Consider the following 14,046-nt stretch of genomic DNA (forward strand, 5'->3'; position numbering starts at 1 on the left):
CCCCATCCCCCTCATATTGAATATCCTAATTCAGTGTAAGTACCGTCCCATCACTGAGCGTAACCTTCCATACCGGATGTAGTTGCAGCTTGTCACCCTGTATCCCGGGGACATAGGCTGGTGCCAAATCCTTCACGGAGGACGCCTTTCCGATTTGAACCAGCTGGTTCTTCAACACTTCTCCGCCTGATAGCTCGACGATTTTTTTGATAGCCTTGGATTCATCCACATACATCAAAGATCTTTCATAAGAAGATACCGTTCCTTGCTGCAGATCCAGATTTATAACCCCGTACTGAAGCAGCGGCTTGTTCATGATGGGATAGGAGCCGTAAGGGTAGGAACCATAATACTGCTGAAAGGAAATCAGCCTTTCTTGGGTCCCCTCTTCAGCTGCCGCCAACTGATCCATTGAGGTTTCTTTAGCAGCCGCAAGCCGGTAACTCCCGCTCCAACCACCATGCTTGTTAACGAAATCTACAGCTTCAAGGACATCCTTGGCAGGTGTGCTCTCCCCCACAGGCAGAGCGGTAGGATCACTGTAGCTCATCCATTTTTGTTCCTGATCCACCTGCAGGCTTCGCTTGCTATCTGTATATATTTCCGAGCCGTCTTTTTCACGGATATACCGGGTGCTCCCTGCATCGAAGAAAAGGTTTCTCTGCATTTGTTCGATGGTATACATATCCGAAGGGATTTCCGCTTCCACTATGGATACATTACTGTCTGGTACATAGTAATCACCGTTAACTGTCGTATAAGGTGTCCAATTCTTGCCGAAGTCTACATGCTGCTGTACATCCTGTACGGTAAGATCCGCTTTTGCCGCTTCATACACGATATCTCCTCTGGTACTAAAAAAGAGGGCATGCGCCTTCGAGTCATTCTTAAGGTTATAGATCCATATCCGGTCAATACTTTCCCCAGCGAACAGAGAATCGGGTGACAGCTGCATTACCCTTTGCAGCAACGTCACCGGAATACCTGCGCCGTAGCTCAGCTCAATGCCGGGATTCTCGCTCCGAAGCTTGGACCAATCAAAGTCCTGCACGGATCGCCGTTGGAAGCTTTCAAATCCGCGCCCCTTCAGCCGATTCAGAATTAGGTTATAGAAAGTCGAGCTGGGGTAAAAAAGAGTGTGCTTGCTGTCCCCCAAATGAATAATCATTTTGTCAGGGTATAGCAAATTTTCGACTTTCTCTTCCGGGCCCATATTATCGGTCTTCACATACAAATTCTTCGAGAGTACTGCTGTATCACTGCCCGGCAGACGATAGATCAAATAATAACTCTCAATAAGACTGCTAAGCACCAGCAGGGCAAGGATCCATGATTTTATTCTTTCCTTCACGCTTGCCCCCTCCTTTGCTCGTCCAGAGGCAGGGTAAAGGTTACCTTAGAGCCTTGGTCCAATTCAGATTGCAGAGAAATCGAACCTCCGTGCGCCTTCACAATTTCCCGGGCAATGGACAGCCCAAGTCCGGTTCCGCCCATATTCCGTGAACGTGCCTTATCGACACGGTAGAAGCGTTCAAATATTCGTTCAATGTCCTTCTTAGGGATTCCTATTCCGGAGTCCCGGACGGAAATGGCCAGCATGCCTTCCTCATTGCGGCAGGCTTCAAGCTCTATCGTACCGCCTTCCGGTGTGTACTTCAGCGCATTGGAGACTAGATTGCCGAGCACTTGGTCGATTTGATCACGGTCAAGCCATGCATTGGAGATTCCGCGGCGGACTCTCGTGCTGATATCAATACGTTTCTGACGAATTTGAAAAGAGAAGCGGTCTGCCACATCCTCCAGCATCTCTGCAATATCAGTATGCTGCATCCGCAGCCTTGCTTCCTTGGAATCGAGCCGCGACAGATGCAGAAGATCCGTAACCAGACGTATCATCCGTTCTGTTTCATTGCGGATAACTCCTACAAAACGTGCAGCCAGCTGCGGATCATCCAGTGCCCCGTCATCCAGCGCCTCTGCATAGCTTTTGATAGTCGTTAGCGGTGTGCGTAGTTCATGGGAAACGTTAGCAACGAACTCACGGCGCGATTCCTCCAGATTCTCCTGATCAGTAACGTCCTGGAGTACGGCAATGGTACCCGCTATTCCGCCTTCCCGGCGGTGTATCGGTGTGAAAGTCACACGTACAATATTGGGATCCTCATGATCCTGATGAGAAAGTCTCAGTAACGACGATTGGGCACTGACTCCGGACAAAGCTCCGGCTTGCTCAGCATCTAGTCCAAGCAGCACTTCCAGCGGTGCCCCTTCCGGTAACGGCCCTTCTTCCCCCAGCATAAGCGCAGCACGGCGGTTCATTAGAATAACAATACCCCGTTCATCTGTCGCTACAACACCGTCGCTCATATTCGTCAGAATAGAAGCCAATTTCTCCTTCTCTTCCTCGTTCTGCGAGAGCGCCTCGCGCAGTCTTCCGGTCATATAATTGAACGCCTGGCTTAGCTGACCGATTTCATCATTGCCGAACACCGGCATTTTGCGATTAAAACGTCCTTCTGCAACTGCCGTGGCGTGGCGGGTCATTTCTTTGATAGGTTGGGTGATCGTATGCGCCAGAATAACCCCTAGTACAGCCGTAAGTACTAGTGCCAGCAGCAGCCCGGAAATAAACACACTATTAATCCGGCTCATCGTAGCATACAGGTCCTTCATGTCGGCAGCGATATAAATAGCGCCTACTATTTTGCCACCAGAGACTACAGGCTTGGCTACAACCTTCTTCCGTACATTATCGTCGCCGATAATATACTCCTCATTATCACTGATACCCTGCAGTGCACGGCTGACCACCGTTTGTGTATTGCGTTGTCCCACATAGTCGCTCTGCGAGGGAACGGAGGTTGTAATGATTTTGCCGCTGGCATCCAGTACTTGAATCTCGGCACCGTTAATATACAAATTGTTAACCATTCCGCGCAGGCTGTCTACAGAACTCTCATCATCGGACGTTACTGTGTCACTACTGAACTTGTCTGCCGTCAGAATAGAGAGCATCTCGGCCCTTGCTTTCAAATCCTTCGTGAAATTCTCCGTTAAAGAGTTCTTCATGGAGCTAACAAAATAAACGCCAATCAACTGCATGGCAATCAGAATAAGCAGCACGTAAATAATAATAAGCTTGGCCTGAATCGTCCGAAAAAAGGACAACCGTTTCATCACAGCCCTCCGCTTTTGGGACTATGCATCAAATACCCGAGTCCGCGCCGCGTAAAAATATATTCAGGCTTGCTCGGATTCTCCTCGATTTTCTCCCGCAACCGCCGAATCGTTACATCCACGGTCCGCACATCACCGAAATATTCAAATCCCCATACAGCCTGCAGCAAATGCTCCCGAGTCATTACCTTGCCCGCATGTCGAATCATATAATAAAGCAGCTCATACTCACGATGCGTCAGATCCAGAGGTTCCCCGTCTTTGTATACCATGTACATATCCGTATCTATAAATAAGTCGAAATGATGAGTTCCCTGTTTACTCTCCGCAGGTTCGCTTTGGGTTTCCGCAGGGGACGGCTTATGCTGCCGCCGCATCTGTGCTTTTACCCGGGCAAGCAGCTCCCGCGTACTGAACGGCTTGGTTACGTAATCATCAGCACCCAGCTCCAGTCCCAGCACCTTATCAATTTCTCCATCCTTAGCAGTAAGCATAATAATAGGAATATCCAGATGAGCTGCACGTACCTCGCGGCATACATCCATCCCGTCCTTACCCGGCAGCATCAGATCAAGCAGCATTAGGTCGGGCCGTTTGGACAGAGCAAGCTCTACCGCGCTATTCCCATCAAACGCGCAGATCACCTCGTAGCCCTCTTTTTCCAAATTGAATTTTAAAATATCGGCAATAGGCTGTTCATCGTCCACTACCAAAATGGTCCCCATCTGCATGTCTTTGCTTCACCTTTCTATCTTTACTAGTTCATTGTTCCTTTTATTTTACCATACCTATCAGGGTGTCACACCCTAGTTCGGAAGTTTCCAAAAAAAGAAACCGCCCAGATAGGATCCGGACGGTAGTAGGTATAAAAAATGAATTATCGCAAGTATTTCATTGGATTGGCTGCCGAGCCATTCTTACGGATTTCAAAATGAAGATGGGTCCCGGTAGATCGTCCGGTGTTGCCCATTACCCCAATCTTTGCCCCTTGCTCCAGCCTTTGACCCTGACTCACAGAGATTTTGCTCAAGTGACCGTAATACGTCTCGTATCCATTACGATGATTAATGATGACTACGTTGCCGTAGCCGCTCTGAACACCTGCGAAAGACACTGTGCCGGCATCAGCAGCCATAATCGTACGATTGCCTGATACTAAATCCACACCTTTATGTGCCCGACCCCAACGTTCGCCGAAGCTGCTTGAGATCCTAGCGCCAGATACGGGCCAGTTGAACATACCCGAACCTTCACCTACAATTTTAGTTCCCCGATAGACGACTTCCGGAAGCGAAGCCTTCACAACCGTTTGACCCAGCCATTCCTCTTGAACGACCAGACCATTCTCCTTTGTAAGACGGTATTGCATTTCTTTTACACCGGTCTGACCTGGACGGACAACCTTGCTCTTACCGGCTGCCAACTGGTCACTTTTACGTACAATTACTTCCGGTTCAGTAATGACCTTCTCTGATACCTGCTCCACCGTTACTACGGTAATTGCAGGCTGGGGTACGGATAGCTGAAGCTGGTCCCCGATTTGCAGCGTCAATTCTTTCACAGTTGGGTTGTTTTTGAATATTTCCTTCTGTGTGATCTCGAAACGATTGGCAATCCCGGAAATGGTATCACCCTCCTGAACAGTATAGAGCAGAGGAGCCTCTACGCCTTCTGTCAGCAGCTTGACGGCTTCATTTAAATCTAATATTTTGTTTGGATCCGCCTTTATGGGCAGAAGGGATACATCTTCACGAATGTTGGCCGCCTCTACCTTTTGGGATAACGGTGTCGCAATTGCTACACTCTTGGTGCTTGCTGCAGTTTTCATTAGTTTAGCCCCGGCGACCTCAGCGGTCTGTCCAGGTATGTAATGCTGCTTCACCTTATTTAATACTGCAGTGGCCGTCTCCTGATCCTTTACAACACCTACTACTTTACCGTCTACCATCAGTTGTACGCCAACAGCATAAGCTTTCAGCATACCATCCAGCTTAGCTAACGTGGCTTCGTTGTTAATCTCTGGTTTGTAGGCTTTTTCAACCTCAGTAGTAATGCCTTCCGTCTGGAGGATCATCTCAGTGCCAGGGTATTTCGCCTGATACTCCTGCTGTTTTTTTGCGAATAACTGATCCAGTGTGGTCTTGTCGCTCAACGTCCCAATCTCTTGCCCTTGCACCAATACTCGATAATAGGGTTCTGTATTCGCCCCTACATACTGTTTCCCTGCGCCTACTAAAAAGGTGGTGATAAGTACGATCCCTGCTGTTGCCAAAAGCCAGTTCCGCCGCAAGCCTAAGTTTCCTGCAATCCCGTCCACCTTTGCGGTCACACTGTCCTGCTGATCTTTCACGCTGGATTCTGCCACCGCCGTTTGGCTGTTCCGCAGTTTCCCCATCCCGCGCGTAAACTTAAATCCCTTCATGAAACTCTCCCTTTCAGCTTGCTTATTCGCCAGTTGCACCGGATAAGCTTGTATTACGACCCCGTATATATAGTCTGCTGCAAATAAATTCTGTATCAATTAGTATAAGAATCTGTGCTGTCATAGATAACAAAAAGGTTACAAAATTTTAACCCATTGCGATCCTTGTTTACTTTAACATACTTGAGCGAAAAGTTTCAACTTTGTTAATGGAAAAAAACCCGCTAAAAATGCGGGTTTTTTTCCATTTTGTATCAATTTTTTCCACCCAAGGTGTCAAAAGTATGACTCTTTTTAATTTCAGGGATTCGTGCTGGGCGTAGGTGTAAGCATTTTCATAAGGTCTTCGTATTCCTCTTTATCTACATACTTGGAGATGACCTCCTGGATCTCTGTCACTTCATCCTCCGTTAATCCATTCTCCATCGCTGTAGAAATTTTTTGCATTTCCTCCTGAGGCACCTTAGTCATAAGAATATTAAATATATTCACCTTTTCTCCAGAGGGCAAATTGTTCTTTAGGTCATTCATAGCTTCTGGCGTCATAACCAGCTGTTGATCAAGTGCATCTTCACTCTCGCTCCCCGATGTCTCCGAATCCTGCTGAACCTGCCCCATAACAGGGAGTGCATCCTCTGGTGTTGGGATATCATCCTCGGCGGTCTTTGATACGCTTCCGTCCTTCGGATCCGATGTATCTGTTGGGGTCGATCCGCTGCCCGCCTGATTGCCTTCTGTATTCTCAGTCTCATTACTATTGTTGTTCATCCCTGCGAGGCTCTTAACCATCTCGCTAATTCCAGATACCGGGTTATCTAGCTTAATATCGAAGCTTCTCAGCACCGACTGAATATATGCATTCACTACTATCCCTGTCGTTAATACTGAAAGACTGCTCGCCAATACGGTAATTAGGAGCACCCCAAGCGCACGTTTTAGGACCTTCATCTTCATCTCTCCCTTGCGTCGGTTCTTGTCCATAGATAAGAGCAGCGAATACCGTTGCTATCCACTATCCTAGTATTGACCGTTACTGACTCCGGGAAACCTCTGAATATAGTAAGTCTGCTTATTTATGCAAAAAAAAGAGACCCCGATGGGCCTCTTCAATCATCCAAAAGATATTATACGTACATTGGCATTACTTGATTTGTCTGTTCACGGTTACGTCCTACGGAGAAAATAGCGATTGGAATGCCTGTTAACTCGGATACACGTTCTACGTATTTACGAGTGTTCTCCGGTAGATCCTCCAAAGTTTTTGCGGATGTGATATCCTCGCTCCAACCTGGCAGCTCCTCATATACCGCTTCACATTCAGCCAGCTTTTTAAGGCTTGCCGGGTAAGTAGTGATGATCTCTCCGCGGAATTTATAGCCTGTGCAAATCTTCACGGTTTCCAATCCGCTCAGTACATCCAGAGAGTTCAGGGATAGACCGGTAATACCGCTGACACGGCGGGCATGACGCACAACAACACTGTCGAACCAGCCTACACGACGGGCACGTCCTGTTACAGTACCATACTCATGTCCTGTCTCACGAATGTAATCACCAATCTCATCATTCAATTCTGTAGGGAAAGGACCGTCACCCACGCGGGTGGTGTAGGCCTTAGCTACTCCGATAACCTGTTTGATCTTGGAAGGACCCACACCAGATCCGATGCACACACCGCCGGCAGATGGGTTGGATGAAGTTACGAACGGGTATGTTCCTTGGTCAATATCCAGCATAACCCCTTGCGCACCTTCAAACAATACTCTTGCGTCTGCATCAATTGCGTCATTCAATACAACCGATGTATCTGTCACATAATCACGCAATACTTCTGCATATTCCAGATACTGCGTAAGAATTTCCTCAACATCCAGCGCTTCCGCACCATACACCTGAGTAATTACTTGATTCTTCTCTTCCATCAGATGACGAAGTCTAAGTTCGAACTCTTCTGCATCCATCAGATCCGAAATACGGATACCGTTACGTGCAGCTTTATCCATATAACAAGGGCCAATACCTTTACGTGTCGTACCAATCTTGTTCGGACCTTTACGATCCTCTTCCAGAGCATCAAGCAGCATATGATAAGGCATAATGACATGAGCTCGGTCGCTGATTACCAGGTTCTTCGTATCAAATCCATTCTCATGGATATAATTGATTTCTTGGATTAGGGCAGCCGGATTAATAACCATACCATTACCGATTACACAGGTTTTCTCTTTATAAAATACGCCTGATGGAATCAGGCTGAGCTTATACTTCTTACCGTCAATCAGAATCGTGTGACCGGCATTGTTCCCCCCTTGATAACGGGCGACCACATCTGCGCTCTCTGCCAGAAAGTCAGTGATTTTACCTTTGCCTTCGTCTCCCCATTGTGTTCCCACCACGACAACCGTTGACATATTATTCATTCCTCCGTAGGTGCTAGCTAAAGCACCATTATTTTTCATAATATGGGCTCTTTACGTCACACTTATGTACGCAGCCCCCCGGACGCCAGCAAGTTTTACCCCGCTAAAGCACAATTACCAGTGTAACAGCCGTTATTTTCAAAGTCAAATAAAAACGAACGATTACACAGTCAAATGTGCAATCGTTCGGAAATCGTCATTTATTAGCTTAACCAGCAAATGGTTCGGCATGTGCCCGCTCGTAGTTAACGAACTTGTTGAAATTTTTCAAAAACACCAACTCGACCGTCCCCACGGGACCGTTACGTTGTTTAGCAAGGATAATTTCAATAATATTTTTCTTTTCAGATTCCTTATCGTAGTAATCATCCCGATACAGGAAGGCTACGATATCGGCATCCTGCTCAATCGAACCCGATTCACGCAAGTCACTCATCATTGGACGTTTATCCTGACGCTGCTCAACTCCACGGCTAAGCTGTGACAAGGCAATAACCGGGACATCAAGCTCACGGGCAATCTGCTTAAGCGTACGGGAGATTTCAGAAACCTCCTGCTGACGGTTCTCTCCACCTTTGCCTCGGCCCTGAATGAGCTGCAAATAGTCAATGACGATCATGCCTAGCCCTTTCTCTTTCTTAAGCCGGCGGCATTTGGCCCGAATATCTGTAACGGTAATACCAGGCGTATCGTCAATGTAAATCTCCGATTCAGATAAGGATTGAATGCCCATCGTTAGTTTTGACCAATCATCATCACTTTTGAAATCGCCGGTACGCATAATGTTAGCGTCCAGATTAGCTTCGGCACAAATCATCCGCTGTACTAGCTGAGGAGCGGACATTTCCAGACTGAATATAGCTACGGTTTCCTTGGCTCTCACCCCTACATTCTGAGCGATATTGAGCGCAAAGGCCGTTTTACCCACCGAAGGACGCGCTGCTACAATGATAAGATCATTGCGTTGAAAACCATTCGTCATCTTATCCAAATCTGCAAAGCCCGTAGGGATCCCGGAGGTTCCCCCTTTGTTCTGATGAAGCAGCTCCACACGATCAAATACCTGCATTAATACATCACGGATGTTAATAAATCCACTACCGCTTCTCCGGTTAGATATTTCCAAAATCCGGCGTTCAGCATCACTCAGCATATTCCCGACATCTTCGCCGCCTGTGTAACCTTCGCTTACAATCTGTGTTGCTGTGCGGATCAGCCTCCGCAGCATGGCTTTTTCCTCAATAATCTGCGCGTAATATTCTACATTTGCTGCTGTAGGCACTGCATGCGCCAGCTTCGCTAAATAGCTCACTCCACCAATTTCTTCCAACTGACCTTTATCCTGCAGTCTGGACGTCAGCGTAACCAGATCTATCGGCTGGCTCTCTTCTCCGAGCTGAACCATCGCCTCAAAAATCAGTTGATGCGGCTTATCGTAGAAGTCTTCGGTATTCACACGCTCCATGGCGGTGATTAACGCTTCGTCCTGCAAAAGAACTGCACCGATTACCGCCTGCTCTGCCTCCAGATTTTGCGGTGGAACCCGATCGAAAAAGAGATCCCCACCCATACTACTCCTCCGTTACCTGAACCTTAAGCGTAGCCTTTACTTCGGTATGCAGCTTCACAATGACTTGAATTACACCCAGATGGCGAATCGGCTCACTTAGTTCAATTTTTCTTTTATCAATAACAATTCCTTGTACTGAAGCCAAGGTCTCAGCAATTTGTTTGCTCGTAATAGCTCCAAATAAACGGCCGCCCTCACCGGCTTTTGCCTTCATGCTCAGGGTTAGCTCGTTCAATTGGTTAGCAAGCTTCTGTGCTTCTTCCTTCTCGTTATCCTTTTTACGTTGTTCGGCTGCAGCCTGATTCTCCAACGTCTTTACATTACCGTCAGTTGCTGGACGTACCAAACCTCGCGGCAGTAGGAAATTAGCTGCATATCCTTCAGATACCTCTTTAACCTGACCTTTCTTGCCTTGCCCTTTAACATCTTTCATAAAAATGACCTTCATTCGAATAGCCCCTCTTTCGATTCAATTTCGGCCAGCACACTCAGCAGTCTGGCTTCTGCTTCCTTGCCAGTTCCCTCCAGCTGCACCGCCGCGTTTGACAAATGCCCTCCGCCGCCCAGCTTCTCCATAACCACCTGGACATTCATTCGCCCCAGGGACCTAGCACTAATACCTATCAAGCCATCCGGCCGCTCACTGATCACAAACGAAGCAAAAACATTCGTCATTCCCAGCAGCGTGTCTGCGGTCTGTGCAATCAACAGCTGCGGAATTTTCATTCCGGGGGCCGTAACACACAGTGCAATATGATCATATACCATACGGGCATGCTTGATAATTTCAGCTTTGGAGAGATACTCCTGTAAATCCTCCTTCAACATCCGCTGAATTAAAATCGTATCCGCACCAATCCGCCGTAGAAAGCCGGCTGCTTCAAACGTTCTTGATCCGGTGTGCAGCGCGAACTGCTTCGTATCTACAGTAATGCCGGCGAGCAGCATTGTCGCCTCCAACGGAGTGAGCTTTACCTTCTCGTGAATATATTGCAGCAGCTCCGTAACAAGCTCACAGGTGGATGATGCATAAGGCTCCAGATAGACCAATACGGCATCGTTGATGAATTCCTCGCCTCTGCGATGATGATCCACCACTACAATCCGACTGGCGTATTGAACAAGCCGAGGCTCCATAGTCATAGAGGCCTTATGAGTGTCCACAACAATCAGGAGAGTATGCTCGGTCATAATTTGCAGGGCTTGCTCCGTCGGAATGAAGGACTTGTACAGTTCATCATCCTTTCGGATCTCGTCAATCATCCGGGTGATGGAAGGATTAGGACCTTCCATCACGATATTTGCTTCTACATTGTACATTTGTGCAGCTTTTAATAATCCGATTGCAGCACCCACCGAATCAATATCGGGAGTCCGATGCCCCATAATAAGCACCCGATCACTCTCCTGCATTAAATCGCGAAGTGCATGTGCAATAACGCGTGCTCTAACCCGGGTTCGCTTCTCCGCAGCATTGCTCTTGCCGCCGTAGAAGGACAGCCGCTGACCGGCTTTAACTGCCGCCTGATCGCCGCCACGGCCAAGAGCCATATCTAGACTCGACTGTGCCAAAGCACCCAGCTCACTAGCAGATTCGGCCCCAAATGCCAGTCCAATACTCAGCGTCATTGGAACTTTAAGGTTGGCGGTCATCTCCCGCACTTCATCGAGAATAACAAAGCGGCTCTCTTCCAGAGCCTGTAAATTGCGGTGGTTGAGCATCATTAGGTAGCGCTCCGAGGATAACCGGCGTAAGTAAACATCGAATTGCTTGGCCCAATCAGTAATCTCACTCGTTACTTTGGCAATTAGCGAAGTGCGCTGCTGATCATCCATCCCCTGGGCCGATTCATCGAGATTGTCCATTAGAAGAATACCCAGAGCCAGCTTCTCTTCCTCGTACCGTTCACGCAGCACCACAAGCTCTGTAATATCATACAGATATAGGAGTCGTTCACTGGGAATCACTACAGCTTGATAGTGGCGCTCATCTACTGTAATTTCTACCCTTTGATCCTTTAAAGAAAGGTCCTTTACGGAATCCTTATTTAATTCCCTTTTCGTCGGTGCAGTCCCTTGGAAGGAGGAGATCACTTCGGGCAGTATTTCCTGGAGTGATTCACCTACCAGTGATTTCCGAGAGAAGATATCACCTGCATGACGATTATTCCATTCGACCGTTCGATCCTCACTGTAGAGGATAATGCCTAGCGGCAGCATACTAACCGCTTCGCCCTCTACCCGTTTGATACGAAAAGACAGGCCATTTATATATTCCACAAGGCTGCGCCGGAAGGAAATTTCCGTTTTCAACATAGTGAAGCAGAAGGTACCTGCTAGAAACAAGCTGGTCACGCCAAGAACCCAGTTATAAATGCTGATAACTATAATAAGCACAAGCAACAGCATAAACGCCCATACGGTGTGATAGCCGTGCCAGCGCCTTTGTAGAAATTTAGGCATGAACTCTCACCCTATCGTTTCGATTTCGTGACACGCGCGCGCAGCGGAAATACCAGATCAATAATACCGATAATCCATAGCGATGGCAGTAAGACAATCGGAATCGCCAGCAAGATCGGGAATACCTTGTTCCATTTCCGTTCATGCGCTACAAAAAAGAAAAATCCAATTGCTTGAATCTTGAATCCAAGCTGTAATAACGGCAGCAGGTTAGCAGAAATCATTAACATGTAGCTGTTATCTGAGCCGGAGAAGATCATAAGAACAATAAAACCGACCAGATAGTACCAAATAAATGATCTTGGAAGTCTCCAGTCCCGTAATGGTTTCATCTTCGGCACCGCATAGTTCATACTGTTCAGAATTGGACGGACAATAGAGTGAGTTATAACAGCAATCATAGCTGAACTAATGATCAGCGTCATTGGAATCATCTGGATGGTCATGACACTAAGCTTCTGAATTTCCTCTGAAGTCCAGCCTAAGTCTCCCATGCCCATACCAATCAAGGGAGTTACCTCTAATACTTCATTCACATAATTGTAAAGATCGAAATTAAATACAGTCTTACCGAGGAGTAGCAACAGCAGAAATTGGCAGAGGATGGCCAGCATACCCGCGATTACAGTGGATTGCGCCGAATCACGTTTTCTGTACCATCGGCCCATCACCAGCGCCGGAACCAACAGATACACTGCCATCAATACGTACACAGGCGAAATAAGGCCAACAATGAGCCATACCGGAAGGATATGCAAAATGAATTGCCGTGTGTTCAAGGTTGTAAACAGCACTACCGGTGGAATGACCAGAAACAGAGTTGTGATAATAAGCAATGGGGTTGACAAGGATAGAAGCAGGAGCAGGTAAGCAACACTCCATACCACGGACGTCCAACGAAATTTCAACAGTATTCACCTCTTACGCATATGTTCTTCTAACGCAGATATATCTTTGTATGATTCTTCCAATTGGTGGCCTTCCTGCTTGTGTTTTCTAAGCTTCTCTAGCAGTAAATCGTCAAGCTCACGATAGGGAATCCCAAGTCTTCTCCCAAGAATATAAGAGCTCATCATCAAACTGGCCAAGCTGTCACCCACTCGGGCGGTACTGCCCTCCCATAAAGCCTTAAATAATCGGGATACTTGATCAATAACTTCCGTTTTCAGCCACTCAATAACCTTGGCTCGTTTGGCAACATCTAGTTCCTTCGGCACATTTGACACGGTTCTCTACCTCCGGCAAAAAGCTTTATTCTCCATTATAGCATAAAATTTTTGCTCAGGTGCAAGCGCCCCCCGACAGCATAGAGCCCCTCTTTTTTTCAAAAAAGACCCGCATTCCGTTATTGCCGGAAATACAGGCCTGGGTTTGCTTTACTTCTGTTTCCATCATCAAAATAATTATATTGATTCCATGGATTGCCGTGAAACAAATCTCTCACAATATTCAATGATTTGACTCCGGCGCACAATACCTATGAACCGATTCATATCATCAACGACAGGGACAAAGTTTTGGACCTTTGCCAAATTAATCAAATCTTCCATATCCGCATCAATCGATACCGGCTTATTATTCATTCTCAGCGGCACATCCTTTAGCAGAAACTTAGAAGCGGTCTCAAAAGTAACCTTCCCATTTGAGTCTTTCATATACCAGAGTAAATCGCCCTCAGTTACTGTACCTGCATACTCACCATTCCGATTAAGAATTGGAACCGCGGTGTAACGATGATACTCCATCCGCTCCAGCGTCTGCCGCAGCGTTGAATCGAGGGTAACACAGGTTACTTCCTGTTTAGGAAGTAGAAAAAATGCAATATTCATGTCTTGATCCTCCCCAAAGAGTTACGAAGGAATTTCCGTTCCTTACCTTACTCTAACCATAAGAGCCTTTGTTGTTATACGTAGAGATTAATAAACAGTTCCAGAATATTATACCATACAGACAACAAGCAGCAGCGGTAACATTCCCCACGCTGCTGCAGATGG

Annotated in this window: 12 protein-coding genes; all 12 read right to left on the reverse strand. The window is 47.1% G+C overall.

The features are described from left to right. Nucleotides 1-25: 25 nt before the first annotated feature. Nucleotides 26-1,351: a YycH family regulatory protein gene (locus tag J2T20_RS09805; RefSeq protein ID WP_307587863.1), complete on the reverse strand. Its 1,326-nt coding sequence runs from the start codon at nt 1,349-1,351 to the stop codon at nt 26-28. Then, entirely contained in the window at nt 1,348-3,177 is a 1,830-nt protein-coding gene (gene walK / locus J2T20_RS09810) for a cell wall metabolism sensor histidine kinase WalK (protein ID WP_307587865.1), read from the reverse strand. The genes J2T20_RS09805 and walK overlap by 4 nt, the downstream gene beginning before the upstream one ends. Further along, nucleotides 3,177-3,908 (reverse strand): response regulator YycF, encoded by a 732-nt coding sequence (gene yycF, locus J2T20_RS09815; RefSeq protein WP_307587867.1) that lies wholly within the window; start codon nt 3,906-3,908, stop codon nt 3,177-3,179. The genes walK and yycF overlap by 1 nt, the downstream gene beginning before the upstream one ends. Before the next feature lie 146 nt (nt 3,909-4,054). Next, nucleotides 4,055-5,599, reverse strand: coding sequence for a M23 family metallopeptidase (locus J2T20_RS09820; RefSeq protein WP_307587869.1), 1,545 nt, complete (start codon nt 5,597-5,599; stop codon nt 4,055-4,057). Between the two features lie 300 nt (nt 5,600-5,899). After that, complete coding sequence (locus tag J2T20_RS09825; RefSeq protein ID WP_307587871.1) at nt 5,900-6,547, reverse strand: hypothetical protein; 648 nt, start codon at nt 6,545-6,547, stop codon at nt 5,900-5,902. Between the two features lie 176 nt (nt 6,548-6,723). Then, nucleotides 6,724-8,010: an adenylosuccinate synthase gene (locus J2T20_RS09830; protein ID WP_036651790.1), complete on the reverse strand. Its 1,287-nt coding sequence runs from the start codon at nt 8,008-8,010 to the stop codon at nt 6,724-6,726. Nucleotides 8,011-8,227: 217 nt separating this feature from the next. Further along, the gene (gene dnaB / locus J2T20_RS09835; protein WP_307587873.1) at nt 8,228-9,589 is read right to left on the reverse strand and encodes a replicative DNA helicase; all 1,362 of its coding nucleotides are present in this window, start codon (nt 9,587-9,589) and stop codon (nt 8,228-8,230) included. A gap of 1 nt (nt 9,590) precedes the next feature. Beyond that, nucleotides 9,591-10,037, reverse strand: coding sequence for a 50S ribosomal protein L9 (rplI, locus tag J2T20_RS09840; protein WP_307587874.1), 447 nt, complete (start codon nt 10,035-10,037; stop codon nt 9,591-9,593). Continuing rightward, the gene (locus J2T20_RS09845; RefSeq protein ID WP_307587875.1) at nt 10,034-12,052 is read right to left on the reverse strand and encodes a DHH family phosphoesterase; all 2,019 of its coding nucleotides are present in this window, start codon (nt 12,050-12,052) and stop codon (nt 10,034-10,036) included. Before J2T20_RS09845 ends, rplI begins: the two co-directional genes overlap by 4 nt. Before the next feature lie 11 nt (nt 12,053-12,063). Continuing rightward, on the reverse strand, nt 12,064-12,960 hold the full coding sequence (locus tag J2T20_RS09850; protein WP_307587876.1) for a DUF2232 domain-containing protein: 897 nt from the start codon (nt 12,958-12,960) through the stop codon (nt 12,064-12,066). Between the two features lie 6 nt (nt 12,961-12,966). Continuing rightward, nucleotides 12,967-13,269: a MazG-like family protein gene (locus J2T20_RS09855; RefSeq protein WP_307587952.1), complete on the reverse strand. Its 303-nt coding sequence runs from the start codon at nt 13,267-13,269 to the stop codon at nt 12,967-12,969. 186 nt (nt 13,270-13,455) lie between these two features. Beyond that, nucleotides 13,456-13,881 carry a CBS domain-containing protein gene (locus tag J2T20_RS09860; protein WP_307587877.1) on the reverse strand — a complete coding sequence of 142 codons (426 nt, stop codon included), beginning with the start codon at nt 13,879-13,881 and terminating at the stop codon, nt 13,456-13,458. Nucleotides 13,882-14,046: the final 165 nt, after the last annotated feature.

The organism is Paenibacillus wynnii (genome assembly GCF_030812855.1).
GTDB classification, from domain to species: domain Bacteria; phylum Bacillota; class Bacilli; order Paenibacillales; family Paenibacillaceae; genus Paenibacillus_AQ; species Paenibacillus_AQ wynnii_A.

Bases quoted from the DNA above. Each gene is read 5' to 3' on its own strand.
- walK (WP_307587865.1), bottom strand. From the start codon at position 3,177: ATGAAACGGTTGTCCTTTTTTCGGACGATTCAGGCCAAGCTTATTATT.
- yycF (WP_307587867.1), bottom strand. From the start codon at position 3,908: ATGCAGATGGGGACCATTTTGGTAGTGGACGATGAACAGCCTATTGCC.
- J2T20_RS09820 (WP_307587869.1), bottom strand. From the start codon at position 5,599: ATGAAGGGATTTAAGTTTACGCGCGGGATGGGGAAACTGCGGAACAGC.
- J2T20_RS09825 (WP_307587871.1), bottom strand. From the start codon at position 6,547: ATGAAGGTCCTAAAACGTGCGCTTGGGGTGCTCCTAATTACCGTATTG.
- J2T20_RS09830 (WP_036651790.1), bottom strand. From the start codon at position 8,010: ATGTCAACGGTTGTCGTGGTGGGAACACAATGGGGAGACGAAGGCAAA.
- dnaB (WP_307587873.1), bottom strand. From the start codon at position 9,589: ATGGGTGGGGATCTCTTTTTCGATCGGGTTCCACCGCAAAATCTGGAG.
- rplI (WP_307587874.1), bottom strand. From the start codon at position 10,037: ATGAAGGTCATTTTTATGAAAGATGTTAAAGGGCAAGGCAAGAAAGGT.
- J2T20_RS09845 (WP_307587875.1), bottom strand. From the start codon at position 12,052: ATGCCTAAATTTCTACAAAGGCGCTGGCACGGCTATCACACCGTATGG.
- J2T20_RS09860 (WP_307587877.1), bottom strand. From the start codon at position 13,881: ATGAATATTGCATTTTTTCTACTTCCTAAACAGGAAGTAACCTGTGTT.